The organism is Streptomyces sp. enrichment culture, assembly GCF_964272855.1.
Classification (GTDB): Bacteria; Actinomycetota; Actinomycetes; order Streptomycetales; family Streptomycetaceae; genus Streptomyces.
This window is the reverse complement of record NZ_OZ186847.1, coordinates 4,040,740-4,056,846: the sequence shown is the minus strand read 5'-3', so window position 1 is coordinate 4,056,846 and position 16,107 is coordinate 4,040,740. Positions and strand designations below refer to the sequence as shown.

Genomic DNA, 16,107 nt, shown 5'->3' with positions numbered 1-16,107 from the left:
AGCGGCGTCACCGTGACCTGAACACGGTGACGCCGCTGCAGTTTTGCCAGGTGTATGCAGGTTCCGGCCAGATCGGCGGTTGGCTGAAACCGGCTCTTCAGCGGGTCCTGCTGCCCATCGCCCGGGTCAGCTCGATCTCGATGACCACCCGCTCCGGGTTGGGTCCCGGCGTTCGCTCGTAGCGCTCGGCGTACCGCCGCACCGCCTCCGCCACCCGCTCCGGCTCGGTGTGCACGAAGGCCCGGCCCTCCAGCGTCGCCCAGCGTCTGCCGTCCACCTGGCAGACGGCGACCCGCGCCCCCTCGGCCCCCGCCGCCAGCACGTTCTGCACCTTCCTGCTGGACTTGCTCGCGATCACCCGGGCCAGCCGCGCCTCGGGGTCGTAGGTCACCCCCACGGGCACCATGTGCGGGCTGCCGTCCGGGCGGGGTGTCGTCAGCGTGCACAGGTGCCGCTCCCGCCAGAAGGCGAGGTACTCCGGGCCGGGGGAACCCGGGTCTACGGAATGGGTGGCCATGGGACTGCCCCTCACTGCCTTGAGTGGAATAGACTCAACTTTGTGTACGTTACCCACGTCAGTATGGATGACGGCTGACGCCAGGAGGAGAACGCGAACGTGGACGCCGAGCTGACCAACCGGAGCCGGGACGCGATCAACGCGGCCAGCAACCGGGCCGTGACCGAGGGCCACCCCGACCTCACCCCGGCCCACCTGCTCCTCGCGCTGCTCCAGGGGCAGGACAACGAGAACATCACCGACCTGCTCGCGGCGGTCGAGGCGGACCTGGCGGCCGTCCGCGCCGGAGCCGAGAAGATCCTCGCCGGGCTGCCCAGCGTGACCGGGTCCACCGTCGCGCCGCCCCAGCCCAATCGCGAACTGCTCGCCGCCATCGCCGACGCGCAGAGCCGCGCCCGCGACCTCGGCGACGAGTACCTGTCCACCGAACACCTGCTGCTCGGCATCGCCGCCAAGGGCGGCCAGGCCGCCGACCTGCTCACCCAGCAGGGCGCCAGTGCCAAGAAGCTGCAGGAGGCCTTCCGGAAGGCGCGCGGCGGACGCCGGGTCACCACCGCCGACCCCGAGGGCCAGTACAAGGCGCTGGAGAAGTTCGGCACCGACTTCACCGCCGCCGCCCGCGAGGGCAAGCTCGACCCGGTCATCGGCCGGGACACCGAGATCCGGCGCGTCGTCCAGGTGCTGTCCCGCCGTACGAAGAACAACCCCGTGCTCATCGGCGAGCCCGGTGTCGGCAAGACCGCCGTCGTCGAGGGCCTCGCCCAGCGGATCGTGAAGGGCGACGTGCCCGAGTCCCTGAAGGACAAGCGGCTGGTCGCGCTCGACCTCGGAGCCATGGTCGCGGGCGCCAAGTACCGGGGCGAGTTCGAGGAGCGGCTGAAGACCGTCCTGGCCGAGATCAAGGACTCCGACGGCCAGATCATCACCTTCATCGACGAGCTGCACACCGTCGTCGGCGCGGGCGCCGGCGGCGACTCGGCGATGGACGCCGGCAACATGCTCAAGCCCATGCTGGCCCGCGGCGAGCTGCGCATGGTCGGCGCCACCACCCTCGACGAGTACCGCGAGCGCATCGAGAAGGACCCGGCGCTGGAGCGCCGCTTCCAGCAGGTGCTGGTCGCCGAGCCGTCCGTCGAGGACAGCATCGCGATCCTGCGCGGCCTCAAGGGGCGCTACGAGGCCCACCACAAGGTCCAGATCGCCGACAGCGCGCTGGTCGCCGCCGCCACCCTCTCCGACCGGTACATCACCTCCCGCTTCCTCCCCGACAAGGCCATCGACCTCGTCGACGAGGCCGCCTCCCGGCTCCGCATGGAGATCGACTCGTCCCCCGTCGAGATCGACGAGCTCCAGCGCGCCGTCGACCGGCTCAGGATGGAGGAGCTGGCGCTCAGCCGGGAGACCGACGAGGCCTCCCGGGAACGCCTGGAGAAGCTGCGCCGCGACCTCGCCGACAAGGAGGAGGAGCTGCGCGGCCTCACCGCCCGCTGGGAGAAGGAGAAGCAGTCCCTCAACCGGGTCGGCGAGCTGAAGGAGAAGCTGGACGAGCTGCGCGGCCAGGCCGAACGCGCTCAGCGCGACGGCGACTTCGACACCGCGTCGAAGCTGCTGTACGGCGAGATCCCGGCCGTCGAACGCGACCTGGAGGCCGCCTCGGAGGCCGAGGAGGAGGCCTCCAAGGACACGATGGTCAAGGAGGAGGTCGGCGCCGACGACATCGCCGACGTCGTCGCCTCCTGGACCGGCATCCCCGCCGGACGCCTCCTGGAGGGCGAGACGCAGAAGCTGCTGCGCATGGAGGACGAGCTGGGCAAGCGCCTGATCGGGCAGACGGAGGCCGTGCGCGCGGTGAGCGACGCCGTACGCCGGTCCCGCGCCGGCATCGCCGACCCCGACCGGCCCACCGGCTCGTTCCTCTTCCTGGGCCCGACCGGCGTCGGGAAGACCGAGCTGGCGAAGGCCCTGGCGGACTTCCTCTTCGACGACGAGCGGGCCATGGTCCGCATCGACATGTCGGAGTACAGCGAGAAGCACAGCGTGGCCCGGCTGGTCGGCGCGCCGCCCGGATACGTCGGCTACGAGGAGGGCGGCCAGCTCACCGAGGCGGTCCGCCGCCGCCCGTACAGCGTGGTCCTGCTGGACGAGGTGGAGAAGGCCCACCCCGAGGTCTTCGACATCCTGCTCCAGGTGCTGGACGACGGCCGTCTGACGGACGGGCAGGGCCGCACGGTCGACTTCCGCAACACGATCCTGGTGCTGACGTCCAACCTGGGCAGCCAGTTCCTGGTCGACCCGATGACCACCGAGGCGGAGAAGAAGGAGCAGGTCCTGGAGGTGGTGCGGACGGCCTTCAAGCCGGAGTTCCTGAACCGCCTGGACGACCTCGTCGTCTTCTCCTCGCTGACCAAGGAGGAGCTGGCCCGGATCGCCCGCCTCCAGATCGACCGGCTGGCCCGGCGCCTCGCCGAACGCCGCCTCACCCTGGAGGTCACCCCCGAGGCCCTGGCCTGGCTCGCCGACGAGGGCAACGATCCGGCCTACGGCGCCCGCCCGCTGCGCCGCCTGGTGCAGACCGCCATCGGCGACCGGCTCGCCAAGGAGATCCTCTCCGGCGAGATCAAGGACGGCGACACGGTCCGCGTCGACACCTTCGAGAACGGCCTCCTCGTGGGCCCGGCGACACCGGAACCGGCGGACCTGGGCAAGACGCTCTGACCCGCTCGTGTGACCCGACCGGCCGGATCATGCCGACGGTCCCCCGACAGGCGGGGCGAGGGCTTGCCACCCCCCGCCCCGCATGGGGGAGGATGGCGGAATCCGTACGAAGGGAAATTCACGGTGAGCATCGACCCGTCCTCGATTCCGAACTTCGGGGGCCAGCCCCAGCCGCAGCCCCAAGGACCGGCGGGCCCCGTCGTCCCGAATCAGGACCTTGTGAAGCAGCTCCTGGACCAGATGGAGCTGAAGTACGTCGTCGACGAAGAGGGCGACCTCGCGGCGCCGTGGGAGCAGTTCCGTACGTACTTCATGTTCCGCGGCGAGGGTGACCAGCAGGTCTTCTCGGTGCGGACCTTCTACGACCGCCCCCACCAGATCGACGAGAAGCCCCAGCTGCTGGAGTCGATCGACGACTGGAACCGGCGCACCCTGTGGCCGAAGGTCTACACGCACACCCACGACGACGGCACCGTCCGCCTCATCGGTGAGGCGCAGATGCTGATCGGCCCCGGGGTCAACCTGGAGTTCTTCGTGTCGTCGACGGTCAGCTGGGTGCGCGCGGCCATCGAGTTCGACCGGTGGCTGGCCGAGCAGCTGGGCCTGGAGCAGGACATCAACGACGCGGAGAAGCCCGAGGACGAGGAGTAGTCAAGGCTTCCTCCGCGAGGACCGGGGCGGGCGGCGGCGCGCCGTCCGCCCTTCCACAGCCTGTGGGAAACCGCCTGGTGGGTGACCGCGTGGACGCGGTGGTTCAGCCCGCGAGCGACTTCAGCCGCCGTACGGCTTCCTCCAGCACCCCCGTCTGCTTGCAGAACGCGAAGCGCACGAACGGCGCCCCCTGATCGCGGTGGTCGTAGAAGACCGCGTTGGGGATGGCCACCACGCCCGCCCGCTCCGGCAGGGCGCGGCAGAAGGCGAAACCGTCGCTCTCGCCGAGGGGGCGGACGTCGGTGGTGATGAAGTAGGTGCCGGAGGTGCGGAAGACACCGAACCCCGCCTCCGCGAGTCCCGCCGCGAGCAGATCCCGCTTGGCGTGCATGTCCGCGCGGAACCCGGCGAAGTACGACTCGGGCAGCGCCAGCGCCTCCGCGACCGCGTACTGGAAGGGCCCCGACGCCACGTAGGTGAGGTACTGCTTCGCCGACCGCACGGCGCTGACCAGCGCGGGCGCCGCCGTGATCCAGCCGACCTTCCAGCCGGTGAACGAGAAGCTCTTGCCGGCGCTGCCGATGGTCACCGTACGGTCCCGCATGCCGGGGAAGCCGGCCAGCGGCAGATGCTCGGCGTCGTCGAACACCAGATGCTCGTAGACCTCGTCGGTCACCACCAGCAGGTCCCGCTCCACCGCCAGCTCGGCGATCGCGGTCAGCTCCGCGCGGGTCAGTACGGTGCCGGTCGGGTTGTGCGGGGTGTTGATCAGCAGCAGGCGGGTGCGGTCGGTGACGGCGGCCCGCAGCTCGTCCAGGTCAAGCCGGAACGCGGCCCCGTCGGGCCGCAGCGTCACCGGCACCCGGCGCCCGCCCGCCATGGCGATGCAGGCCGCGTAGGAGTCGTAGTACGGCTCCAGCGCGATCACCTCGTCGCCGGGCTCCAGCAGCGCCAGCAGCGCGGCGGCGATCGCCTCCGTCGCGCCGGCCGTCACCAGCACCTCGCTGTCCGGGTCGGACGACAGCCCGTACCGGCGCTGCTGGTGGGCGGCGATCGCGGTGCGCAGCTCGGGGACGCCCGGGCCCGGCGGGTACTGGTTGCCGCGCCCGTCCCGCAGCGCCCGCACGGCCGCCTCCCGGATCTCCTCGGGGCCGTCCGTGTCGGGGAATCCCTGGCCCAGGTTGATCGACCCGGTCCGCAGGGCCAGCGCCGACATCTCGGCGAAGATCGTGGTCCCGAACTCGGCGAGGCTGCGGTTGAGGAAGGGGCGCTCGGTGGAGGTCATGCCGGCCATCCTGCGCCGAAGCCCCGGCCTTCCTCAACCAGCGTTCGCCCAGCCGGTCGGTCACGCACGGCCCCCGACCTGCAGTTGAGCGCAGGCCAGGGGTCTTTTTGCTGGTAGGACCCTCAGAAGTTCCTCAACTCTGCTTTGACCGTCGCGCACGGCGGGCATCCCCGGTTCACGCACCACACGAGGCGCCCACGGGGGGCCGCTTCGGGGGAACTGAAAGGAGGGTGACGCCATGGTCATCGGCATCATCCTGGCGGTCGTCGCGGTAGTCGTCGCGGTGGGCGTGCTGGCGAGCCGGAGTGCACGGCGGGCCGGCGCGCGGGGGCCTGTGCGGTCGGGGGGCCGCCGGGGGTCCGGGGGAAGCGCCCGTTCCGGCTCCAGCTCGAGCTCCGGCTCGAGTGACGCCAGCTGGTGGGTGGTCGCGGGGGCCGGTGGGGACGTGTCGGGCGGCGACAGCGGGTCGTCCTCGGACTCCTCGTCCTCGGACTCCTCCTCGGGCCACAGCTCGGGCGGACACTCCTGCGGGAGCAGCTCGTCGTCCTGCGGGAGCAGCTCGTCGTCCTGCGGGGGCGGCGGTGGCGGATGCGGTGGAGGCAGCTGACACGGGGCAGCCGAGCTCCGAAGGGGGAACCGCATCGACAGGCGCCCGCCGGGAACGACCGGCGGGCGCCTTGCCTTGTCCGGCCCGCTCCGGCGTACGCCGTAGTTGAACAGTTGAGCTGAGGAGCCCCCTGAGGGATGAGAACCGCCCGAAGTTGGGTAAAAGCGCTGTGGCAGCGACACAGTTCATGATTCCCTCTAACACACCAACGCAGCCCCTCGGACGTCCTGACGGACACCCCTTCTGACTGGGCTGACCGGGCCGATCTTCCCGGCGTCGTTCTCTCTTTGCGTGCTAGCGGAGCCGATCCATGCTCACGACCCTGAACACCTCCTATACCGATACACGCGCAGCCGACCTCGCCTGGGCCCTGGGCCGTGAGCCGCTGCCCGCCCTCGCCACCCTCGACCTCCAACTGGACGGCGCGAAACTGCAGTTGCGGCTGCTCGGCGCGTCACATCAGGTGCTCCTGGAGGAGGAGCGGACCAACTGTTCCGAGACGGTGGCGTGCATCCCCGGCAGCAGCACCCCGCTCCCGCTCGGCGTGGCCAAGCGGGTGGGCGACTGGGAGTACGAATTCGCCGCCCGCGTCGAGGACTTGTCCCCGGGCTCCTTCGAAGGCCGGGCCCAGGAACTCCTCGCCCTCGTCTCCGACCATCCGCACGGCCTCGCCGGCGTCTTCCCGGGCAGCCCGCACGCCTTCACCGCGATGCTGGCCCAGCGGCACGAGGGGCAGGTCCACTGGCGGACCTGGCACGCGTACCCGCAGGACGGGCAGTTGGTGGCGACCCGGACGAGAGTCGGGTCGCGCCGGGCGGCGAGCACCTGACGGCACCTCGAACCAGAGGTGCCGTTCTCAAACCCAGATCCACACGTGTGGGTGACGAAGCGCACCACACCCCTGACGTAACGTCACTGTCGTGATCGATCCGCACGCGCCGGCCCGTCCCGGCGCCCCGCCGTCCTGGCGCGGTCCCGCGCGGCTGCCCGTCCGTCCCGGAACCGGACGGTGGCTGGTCCTCGCCGGCGTGTTCGTCTGCGCGGCCTGCGGACTCGTGTACGAACTCGAACTGGTCGCCCTCGCCGCGTACGTCACCGGCGACTCGGTCACCCAGACCTCCATCGTCCTCTCCGTCATGGTCTTCGCGATGGGCATCGGCTCCCTGGTCGCGAAGGGCCTGCGACGGCACGCCGCCGTCGGGTTCTGCGCGATCGAGGCGGCGCTCGCGCTGGTCGGCGGGTGCAGCGCGATGGCGCTGTACGCCGTCTTCGCCTGGACCGGCGACTGGGGCGGTCTGTGGGAGGACGGCCCGCGCTGGCTGATGGTCGCCTTCTCCCTCACCATCGGCCTGCTGACCGGCGCCGAGATCCCCCTGCTGATGGAGCTGATCCAGCGCATCCGCCGCCAGGACGCCGGCGGCGCGGTGGCCGACCTGTTCGCCGTGGACTACGTCGGCGCGCTGGTCGGCGGCCTCGCCTTCCCCTTCCTGCTGCTGCCCCTCATGGGCCAGTTGACCGGGGCGCTGCTCACCGGCGCGGTCAACGTGGTCGTGGGCGGCGCACTGGTGCTCGGCCTGTTCGGCCGCGACCTCACCCGCCGCGCCCGGCTGCTGCTGCTCGCCGTCAACGTCACCGTGCTCGCCGTGCTCGCCGCGGCCGCCGTCCTCGTCGACGACTTCGAACGGGCCGCCCGCCACGCGGTGTACGGGGCGGACGTACGGGTCGCGCTGCGCACCGACGTCCAGGAGGTCGTCCTCACCGGCGGCACCGACGGCCGGCCCCTCGGCCTCTTCCTCGACGGCCGGCTGCGGGTCAGCGGCAGCCATGAACGCCGGTACCACGAGGCGCTGGTCCACCCCGCGATGACCGGCCCGCGCACGCGCGTGCTCATTCTCGGCGGCGGCGACGGACTCGCCGCGCGGGAGGCGCTGCGCTTTCCCGGCGTGCGGCGGGTGGAGGTGGTGGAACTCGACGCCGCGCTTGTGCGGTTGGCGCGTACCGATCCCGCGCTGTCCGCGCTGAACGAGCACGCCTACGACGACCCGCGCGTGCGGGTGACGACGGCGGACGCCTTCCGCTGGCTGCGCGGCGCGCCGCACGCGGCGTACGACGTGGTGATCACGGACCTGCCCGGGCCCTGTCGCACGGCGGGCGCCAAGCTGTACTCCCAGGAGTTCTACGGCCTCGCCCGCCGCGCCCTCGCGCCGGGCGGCCGTCTGGTGGTCCACACGGGCTCGTCGGCCGCCCGCCCCCGTGTCCTGTGGACGGTCGACGCCACGCTGCACGCCGCCGGTCTGCGCACCGCCCCGTACCTCGACGGCCGTGACCGGGGCTTCGTCCTGGCCGCCCCCGGCACCCGTCCGCCGCTGCGGCTGGACACCTCCCCGGACGCCCCGCGCCCGCTCACGCTCACCCCCGGCCGGCTGGCCGCCGCCGAGTCCGCCGCCGCGTCCGCCCGGCTGCCCGGCCTCCCGCCGTCGACCCTGGTGCACCCCCGCTACCACGGCTGACGGCAGCGCCGCGCGAGGGTGACGAGGGGGCGCAGCGCGGGGTGTGTTCCGGCCGTCACTGGGTAGGCTGCGACGACATGGAGCACGAGGTGTTCGTACCGGTACCGGCCGACCGGCTGAAGGCGGCGCTCGCGGACCCCGCGCGGGTCGCCCGGGCGGTTCCCGGGCTCCAGCAGGAGGCGGGCGCCGAGCCCGTCGCCGGACGGCTCAAGCTGCGGGCGGGCGGCACCACCATCACCTACCGGGGTTCCGTACACGTCTCCGCGCGGGACGACGGTTCGTACGCCGTCGTCGGCGACGGCACCGAGACCCGCGGCACCGGCACGGTCAAGCTCGCCCTCACCCTCCGCCTGCGCACCCAGGACGACGGCACCGCCCTCGCCTTCGAGGGCAGGGCCTCCGCGGACGGCCGGATCACCGAACTGCCGGCCGAGGCGGTCGCCTCGGCGGTGAGCCGCCTGCTGAACCGTTTCGGGGAGAACCTCGCGGCGGAGGCGGCGGACACCTCTGAGGCGAGGGAGGAGGCCGAGTCGGAGACCGAGACCGAGAGCGAGGCGGTGTCCGTCTTCGACACCGAGATCCCGCCCTCGTCCCTCGACCGGGACGCCGACGACGAGCCGGGCGGCGAGACGGGCGGCGAGCCGGACGAGGCGACCGGCGACGACGCCGCATCCCTCACCCGTGACTTCGCCGAGTCCCCCGCGCCCCCCGCCGAGGCCGCCCACGCCCGCCGCACGATGATCGGGCGCAGCGCGGAGGAGGTCGACCACGCCCCGCCGCGCGGCCGCTACGCCCCCGTGCCCGCCCCGCAGACGGTCGTCCCGAACAGCACCCTGCGCTGGGCCGCCCCCGCGGCGGCGCTGGTCGTGGCCTCGGCGATCGTGGTCGGCCGGGCGCTGCGCCGCCGCCGCTAGGAGAGATCCCCTGGGAGGTGCCTCGCCGACGTCCGGCCAGTTGGCGCGAACGCTCTCTTGATCAGGCCAGTAGGGTCGTCCCGTGAGTAACGAAGACATCACGCTGACCGCGGGCGACGCGGAGGTGACCCTGCACCCCGGGAACGGCGGCCGGGTCGGAGGACTGCGCGTCGGCGGCACCGAGCTGCTCCGCCAGGGCGAGCGCTTCGGCTGCTTCCCGATGGTGCCCTGGTGCGGCCGGATCCGCGACGGCCGGTTCCGGGACGGCGCGACCGAGCACCAGATGCCGCTCAACGCCGCCCCGCACGCCATCCACGGCACCGCCCGCGACGGCGCCTGGAGCGTCGCCCGCACAGGCGCCGACGAGGCGGTCCTCACGTACGACCTGGTCGACCCCTGGCCGTACACCGGCCGCGTCACCCAGATGTTCGCGCTGACGCCGGACTCGCTGACGCTGACCATGTCCGTGGAGACGTACGAGTCGTCCTTCCCGGCGCAGATCGGCTGGCACCCGTGGTTCAACCGGAACCTCGGCGGCACCGACGCGGAGATCGACTTCAAGCCCGCCTGGCAGGAGGAGCGCGGCGCCGACCACCTTCCCACCGGCAACCGGATCGACCCGGAGCCCGGCCCCTGGGACGACTGCTTCGGCATGCCCGGCGGCGTCGACGTGACGCTGACCTGGCCGGGCGCGCTCCGGCTGAAGGTCACCAGCCCCGAGGAGTGGGTCGTCGTCTACGACGAGCAGGAGGCCGCCGTGTGCGTGGAGCCGCAGACCGGCCCGCCCAACGGTCTGAACACCCGCCCGCGCCTGGTCACGCCGCTGGAGCCGCTGGAGGCCACGACGACCTGGAGCTGGACCCGGCTCTAAGCTGGTCGGCATGACGGACGTCAACGAAGCAATGCCGCCAGGCACACGTGCGGCGCTGCTGCAGCAGATCAAGGACAAGGCCGTGGTGCACGGCAAGGTGACCCTCTCCTCGGGTCTGGAGGCCGACTACTACGTCGACCTGCGCCGCATCACCCTCGACGGCGAGGCCGCCCCGCTGGTCGGCCAGGTGCTGCTGGACCTGACCGCCGACCTGGAGTTCGACGCGGTGGGCGGCCTGACCATGGGCGCCGACCCGGTCGCCGCCGCCATGCTGCACGCGGCCGCCGCGCGCGGGAAGCGGCTCGACGCCTTCGTCGTACGCAAGGCCGCCAAGGCGCACGGGCTGCAGCGGCGCGTGGAAGGCCCGGACATCGCCGGCCGCCGGGTCCTGGTCGTCGAGGACACCTCCACCACCGGTGGTTCCCCGCTGACCGCCGTCGAGGCGGTGCGCGAGGCGGGCGCCGAGGTGGTGGCCGTCGCGACGATCGTGGACCGGGCCACCGGCGCCGCCGAGAAGATCCAGGACGGCGCGGGGGTGCCGTACCTGTACGCGTACGCCAAGGACGAGCTGGGTCTCGACTGACCACGGCTCGGACGGCCCCATGGACCTTCCGGCCGAGTCTGGAAAGATGGGGCCGACGATGACGTCGCCCCCATGGTCTAGGTCAGGGCCGTAAACGCACCACACGCCCACCCGCACATACAAGGAGCGGACAGATGCCCATCGCAACCCCCGAGGTCTACAACGAGATGCTCGACCGGGCGAAGGCAGGCAAGTTCGCCTACCCGGCCATCAACGTCACCTCGTCGCAGACCCTGCACGCGGCGCTGCGCGGCTTCGCCGAGGCCGAGAGCGACGGCATCATCCAGATCTCGACGGGTGGCGCGGAGTTCCTGGGCGGCCAGCACAACAAGGACATGGTCACCGGCGCCGTCGCCCTGGCCGAGTTCGCGCACATCGTGGCCGCGAAGTACGACGTGACGGTCGCCCTGCACACCGACCACTGCCCGAAGGACAAGCTGGACGGCTACGTCCGTCCGCTGCTGGCCGTCTCCGAGGAGCGCGTCGCCCGCGGCGAGAACCCGCTGTTCCAGTCCCACATGTGGGACGGCTCCGCGGAGACCCTGGCCGACAACCTGGCCATCGGCCAGGAGCTGCTGGCCCGTGCCGCCGCCGCCAAGATCATCCTCGAGGTGGAGATCACCCCCACCGGCGGTGAGGAGGACGGCGTCACCCACGAGATCAACGACGAGCTGTACACGACGGTCGACGACGCGATCCGCACGGCCGAGGCGCTCGGCCTCGGCGAGAAGGGCCGCTACCTGCTGGCCGCGTCCTTCGGCAACGTGCACGGCGTGTACAAGCCGGGCAACGTGGTGCTCCGTCCCGAGCTGCTGAAGGAGCTGAACGAGGGCGTCGCCGCCAAGTACGGCAAGCCGGCCGGCTCCCAGCCGTTCGACTTCGTCTTCCACGGCGGCTCCGGCTCCACCGAGCAGGAGATCCTGACCGCTCTGGAGAACGGCGTGGTCAAGATGAACATCGACACGGACACCCAGTACGCCTTCACGCGTCCGGTCGCCGACCACATGTTCAAGAACTACGACGGCGTCCTGAAGGTCGACGGCGAGGTCGGCTCCAAGAAGACCTACGACCCGCGCACCTGGGGCAAGCTGGCCGAGGCCGGCATGGCCACGCGCGTCGTCGAGGCCTGCAAGAACCTGCGGTCGGCCGGTACGAAGCTGAAGTAACCCGTACGCCCGTACGTCCGCACGGCGAGCCCGGTGCCACCGCACCGGGCTCGCTGTATACCTGGGGGCATGCCCGACGTCCGGCTGGCCTCCACCCAGGGCAAGTGGGTCCTGTTCACCACGGTGCTCGGCTCCAGCATGGCCATGCTGGACTCGACCGTCGTGAACGTCGCCCTGCCCCGCATCGGCACCGACCTCGACGCGGACCTCGCCGTGCTGCAGTGGACGGTCAACGCGTACATGGTCACGCTGGCCGGGCTGATCCTGCTCGGCGGCGCCCTCGGCGACCGCTACGGGCGCCGGCGGATCTTCGTGCTCGGTGTCGCGTGGTTCGCGGTCGCCTCGCTGCTGTGCGGGCTCGCCCCGAACGCCGGGGTCCTCGTCGCCGCCCGGGCCCTGCAGGGCGTCGGCGGCGCGCTGCTCACGCCGGGGTCCCTGGCGCTGATCCAGGCGTCCATCCACCCCGACGACCGGGGCCGCGCGGTCGGTCTGTGGTCCGGCTTCGGCGGCATCGGCGCCGCCGTGGGGCCGTTCCTGGGCGGCTGGCTGGTGGACGGGCCCGGCTGGCGCTGGGTGTTCCTGATCAACGTCCCGCTGGCCCTGCTGTGCGTGCCGGTCGCGCTGCGGCACGTACCGGAGTCCGCGAGCGGCTCCCGCGGCCGGTTCGACGTGCTCGGCGCGGTGCTCGGCGCCCTCGCGCTCGCCCTGGTGACGTACGCGCTGATCGAGGCCCGCGCGGGCACGCTGACGGTGGCCGTGACGGGGGTCCTGGGCGTGCTCGCCGCCGTGGCGTTCGTGGTGGTGGAGCGGCGGCGGCCCGATCCGATGATGCCGCCGGACATCTTCGCCTCCCGCCAGTTCACCGCGGTCAACCTGGTCACGCTGTGCGTGTACGCGGCCTTCGGCGGCTTCTTCTTCCTCGTCGTGATCCAACTCCAGGTCGTCTCCGGGTACTCCGCCCTCGGCGCGGGTACGGCCCTGCTGCCGACGACCGTGCTGATGCTGCTGTTCTCCGCGCGGTCCGGGGAGCTGGGGGAGCTGACCGGGCCGCGCCTCCCGCTGACCGTGGGGCCGCTGCTGTGCGCGGCGGGCATGCTGCTGATGCTCAGGGTCGGGCCCGACGCGTCGTACGTCGTCGACGTGCTGCCCGCGCTGCTGGTGCTGGGCCTCGGCATGGTCACCCTGGTCGCCCCGCTGACCGCCACCGTCCTCGGCTCCGTCGACACCGCGCGGGCGGGGCTTGCCAGCGGCATCAACAACGCGGCCGCGCGGGCGGCGGGCCTGGTCGCGGTGGCCGCGCTGCCGCTGCTCGCCGGGATGGGGCCGGAGGCCTACCGCTCGGCGTCCGCCTTCGACGCCGCGTTCGGCCGGGCGATGCTGTGGTGCGCGGGCGTCCTGGTGGTGGGGGCCGTGCTGGCCTTCGCGACCGTACGGCGGCCCGCGCCGGGCTGCCGGCACCCGGAGTGCCGTACGCACTGCGGGGTGACGGCGCCGCCGCTGGAGGGCGAGGAGCCGTCGGCCGCGCCCGGAGGGCCACCGGCCGACGGCACCCACCGGTGACAGACTGAACCCATGACGATTCACGAGAACCTGCTCGGGGGACCGCCCCCGACCCACCTGCCCGACGACCCGGAGCCGCGCGAGCTGCTGGCGGGCGGCGCCCCGGCCGCCGAGGTCGCCGGGAAGTACCCGACCTCGTCGCTGGCCTGGGCCCGGCTGGCCGACGAGGCGTTCGAGCGGGGCAGCGTGGTGGAGTCGTACGCCTACGCCCGTACCGGCTACCACCGTGGCCTGGACGCCCTGCGCCGCAACGGCTGGAAGGGCCACGGGCCGGTGCCGTGGGAGCACGAGCCGAACCGCGGCTTCCTGCGCGCCCTGCACGCCCTGGCCCGCGCCGCGCAGGCGATCGGGGAGCAGGAGGAGTACGAGCGCTGCACCCAGTTCCTGAAGGACTCGTCGCCGACGGCGGCGCAGACGCTGGGCTGACGCCCGCGCGCCTCCGCGTGCGTCCCCGCGAGGCCCGTCTGTGATCAGGCGGGCCTTGCGATGTTCCCGGGCTTTGCGGAGGATGCGGGGTGGGGACCGGGGCCCCCGTGCCGGTAACGGCAGGGGCGGACCGCTACCCGGAGCAACAACAGGAGACAGCGATGTCCCACGAGGCTCAGGCGACCCACGAGCCCGAGACCCCGCATCTCGACTTCCAGGGGACCACCCCGTACGAGGACTACGTCAAGGCGGATGTCCTCACCCACCTCCAGCACACCCTCTCCGACGATCCCGGAGAGATGGTCTTCCTGGTCACGACCCAGGTCATGGAGCTGTGGTTCACGGTGATCGTCCACGAGTGGGAGACGGCCGCGAAGGCGCTGCGCGAGGACGACGTTCCGACGGCGATGGCCGCGCTGAAACGTTCCGTCCGGGAGCTGGAGGCGCTGAACGCCTCCTGGAAGCCGCTCGCCCAGCTCACGCCGGCGCAGTTCAACTCGTACCGGGGAGCCCTCGGGGAGGGATCCGGCTTCCAATCCGCGATGTACCGCCGGATGGAGTTCCTGCTCGGCGACAAGTCCGCGTCGATGCTGGTGCCGCACCGGGGCGCGCCCCGCGTCCACGCGGAGCTGGAGAAGGCGCTGCACGAGCCGAGCCTGTACGACGAGGTGCTGGCGCTGCTGGCACGCCGCGGGCACGCGATCCCCGAGTCGGTGCTCACGCGGGACATCTCCCGGCGCTACGAGCCGTCGCCGGAGGTGGAGGCGGTGTGGACCGCCCTCTACTCCGCGGACGAGTCCGACGAACTCGCCCGGCTCGGCGAGGCGCTGACCGACGTCGCCGAACTGGTGTGGCGCTGGCGCAACGACCACCTGGTCGCCACCCGCCGCGCGATGGGCGCGAAGACCGGCACGGGCGGCTCCGCCGGGGTCGCCTGGCTGGAGAAGCGCGCGCAGAAGAACGTTTTCCCCGAGCTGTGGACGGCGAGGTCCTATGTCTGAGCCGGGGACGCCCGACCTGCGCACGGCCGAACTGGCGATGCGGGCGGAGAAGCTGGACGGGGCGGACGAACTGGCGGGCAAGCGCGCCGAGTTCGTCCTCGACGACGTCGTCTACCTGGACGGGAACTCCCTGGGGGCGCTGCCTGCGGCCGTCCCCGGGCGGGTCGCCGACGTGGTCGGCCGCCAGTGGGGCGAGCTGCGGATCCGCTCCTGGGAGGAGAGCGGCTGGTGGACCGCGCCCGAGCGGATCGGCGACCGGATCGCGCCCCTGGTCGGGGCGGCGGCCGGGCAGGTGGTCGTCGGCGACTCGACCAGCGTGAACGTCTTCAAGGCGCTGGTGGCGGCGGTACGGATGGCGAACACGGGTCCGGGCGGGGGCGAGGGCGCTTCCGGCGCTTCCGGCGCGTCCGGTGGCGAGGGCCCTTCCGGGAGCGAGGGCTTTTCCGGGCGGCGTGACGAGATCGTCGTCGACGCGACGACCTTCCCGACCGACGGGTACATCGCCGAGTCGGCGGCGCGGATGACGGGCTGCACCCTGCGGCCGGTGGTCCCGGCGGAGGTGCCGGGCGTGCTGGGCGACCGCACGGCCGCCGTCCTCCTCAACCACGTCGACTACCGCACCGGACGCCTCCACGACCTGCCGGCCCTCACGGCCGCCGTGCACCGCGCGGGCGCGATCGCCGTCTGGGACCTGTGCCACAGCGCGGGCGCGCTGCCCGTCGGGCTGGACGAGCACGGGGTGGACCTGGCGGTCGGCTGCACGTACAAGTACCTGAACGGCGGCCCGGGTTCACCGGCGTACCTCTACGTGCGCCGGGAACTCCAGGACCGCTTCGACTCCCCGCTGCCCGGCTGGAACTCCCACGCGGAGCCCTTCGGCATGCGGCCCGGGTACGAGCCGGGACCGGGTGCGCTGCGCGGGCGCGTCGGCACGCCGGACATCCTGTCGATGCTCGCCCTGGAGGCGGCACTCGACGTCTGGGACGGGGTGTCGATCGAGGCGGTGCGCGCCAAGTCGCTGGCGCTGACGGACTTCTTCCTGGAGTGCGTGGCCGCCTACGTCCCGGCGGGACGCGTGGAGTCGGTGACTCCGGTGCCCCACGGGGAGCGGGGCAGCCAGGTGGCGTTGCGGTGCGACGACGCCGGAGACGTCATGGAGCGGCTCATCGAGCGGGGAGTCGTCGGCGACTTCCGCGCCCCGGACGTCCTGCGCTTCGGCTTCACGCCGCTGTACGTCGGGTTCGGGGATGTGGAGAGGGCGGCGAGGGTGCTCGCGGAGGTCCTGCGGTAGCCCGGCCGCA

Annotated in this window: 14 protein-coding genes; 12 read left to right on the top strand and 2 right to left on the bottom strand. The window is 72.4% G+C overall.

The window, feature by feature from the left end; translation table 11 throughout:
- Positions 1-97: 97 nt before the first annotated feature.
- Positions 98-517, bottom strand: a complete 420-nt coding sequence (locus ACSU6L_RS17490; protein WP_437057884.1) for a pyridoxamine 5'-phosphate oxidase family protein — start codon at positions 515-517, stop codon at positions 98-100.
- Between the two features lie 99 nt (positions 518-616).
- Here ACSU6L_RS17490 and clpB point away from each other — a divergent pair, with 99 nt between their 5' ends.
- Both clpB and ACSU6L_RS17480 read left to right on the top strand, forming a co-directional pair.
- Positions 617-3,232 carry an ATP-dependent chaperone ClpB gene (clpB, locus tag ACSU6L_RS17485; RefSeq protein ID WP_437057882.1) on the top strand — a complete coding sequence of 872 codons (2,616 nt, stop codon included), beginning with the start codon at positions 617-619 and terminating at the stop codon, positions 3,230-3,232.
- 123 nt (positions 3,233-3,355) lie between these two features.
- Positions 3,356-3,883 (top strand): YbjN domain-containing protein, encoded by a 528-nt coding sequence (locus tag ACSU6L_RS17480; RefSeq protein ID WP_073943133.1) that lies wholly within the window; start codon positions 3,356-3,358, stop codon positions 3,881-3,883.
- Between the two features lie 103 nt (positions 3,884-3,986).
- Here ACSU6L_RS17480 and ACSU6L_RS17475 read toward each other — a convergent pair whose 3' ends face one another.
- Entirely contained in the window at positions 3,987-5,177 is a 1,191-nt protein-coding gene (locus ACSU6L_RS17475) for a pyridoxal phosphate-dependent aminotransferase (RefSeq protein ID WP_437057880.1), read from the bottom strand.
- A 908-nt stretch (positions 5,178-6,085) separates the two neighbouring features.
- On the opposite strand from ACSU6L_RS17475, the gene ACSU6L_RS17470 reads away from it, so the two are divergent.
- The 10 genes from ACSU6L_RS17470 to kynU all read left to right on the top strand — a co-directional run bounded on the left by ACSU6L_RS17470 (position 6,086) and on the right by kynU (position 16,097).
- Positions 6,086-6,604 (top strand): DUF2617 family protein, encoded by a 519-nt coding sequence (locus ACSU6L_RS17470; RefSeq protein WP_437057878.1) that lies wholly within the window; start codon positions 6,086-6,088, stop codon positions 6,602-6,604.
- Positions 6,605-6,695: 91 nt separating this feature from the next.
- Entirely contained in the window at positions 6,696-8,285 is a 1,590-nt protein-coding gene (locus tag ACSU6L_RS17465; protein WP_437057876.1) for a polyamine aminopropyltransferase, read from the top strand.
- A gap of 77 nt (positions 8,286-8,362) precedes the next feature.
- Positions 8,363-9,199, top strand: a complete 837-nt coding sequence (locus ACSU6L_RS17460; protein ID WP_437057874.1) for an SRPBCC domain-containing protein — start codon at positions 8,363-8,365, stop codon at positions 9,197-9,199.
- An 82-nt stretch (positions 9,200-9,281) separates the two neighbouring features.
- Positions 9,282-10,070: an aldose 1-epimerase gene (locus ACSU6L_RS17455; protein ID WP_437057872.1), complete on the top strand. Its 789-nt coding sequence runs from the start codon at positions 9,282-9,284 to the stop codon at positions 10,068-10,070.
- A 10-nt stretch (positions 10,071-10,080) separates the two neighbouring features.
- Positions 10,081-10,653, top strand: a complete 573-nt coding sequence (pyrE, locus tag ACSU6L_RS17450; RefSeq protein WP_437057870.1) for an orotate phosphoribosyltransferase — start codon at positions 10,081-10,083, stop codon at positions 10,651-10,653.
- Positions 10,654-10,787: 134 nt separating this feature from the next.
- Positions 10,788-11,819: a class II fructose-bisphosphate aldolase gene (fbaA, locus tag ACSU6L_RS17445; RefSeq protein ID WP_437057868.1), complete on the top strand. Its 1,032-nt coding sequence runs from the start codon at positions 10,788-10,790 to the stop codon at positions 11,817-11,819.
- A gap of 69 nt (positions 11,820-11,888) precedes the next feature.
- Positions 11,889-13,379: an MFS transporter gene (locus ACSU6L_RS17440; RefSeq protein WP_437057866.1), complete on the top strand. Its 1,491-nt coding sequence runs from the start codon at positions 11,889-11,891 to the stop codon at positions 13,377-13,379.
- Between the two features lie 12 nt (positions 13,380-13,391).
- Complete coding sequence (locus tag ACSU6L_RS17435) at positions 13,392-13,805, top strand: DUF3151 domain-containing protein (RefSeq protein ID WP_073943144.1); 414 nt, start codon at positions 13,392-13,394, stop codon at positions 13,803-13,805.
- Positions 13,806-13,966: 161 nt separating this feature from the next.
- Complete coding sequence (locus tag ACSU6L_RS17430) at positions 13,967-14,806, top strand: tryptophan 2,3-dioxygenase family protein (protein ID WP_437057864.1); 840 nt, start codon at positions 13,967-13,969, stop codon at positions 14,804-14,806.
- A complete protein-coding gene (gene kynU / locus ACSU6L_RS17425; RefSeq protein WP_437057862.1) occupies positions 14,799-16,097 on the top strand; it encodes a kynureninase in 1,299 nt (432 codons plus the stop codon). Before ACSU6L_RS17430 ends, kynU begins: the two co-directional genes overlap by 8 nt.
- Positions 16,098-16,107: the final 10 nt, after the last annotated feature.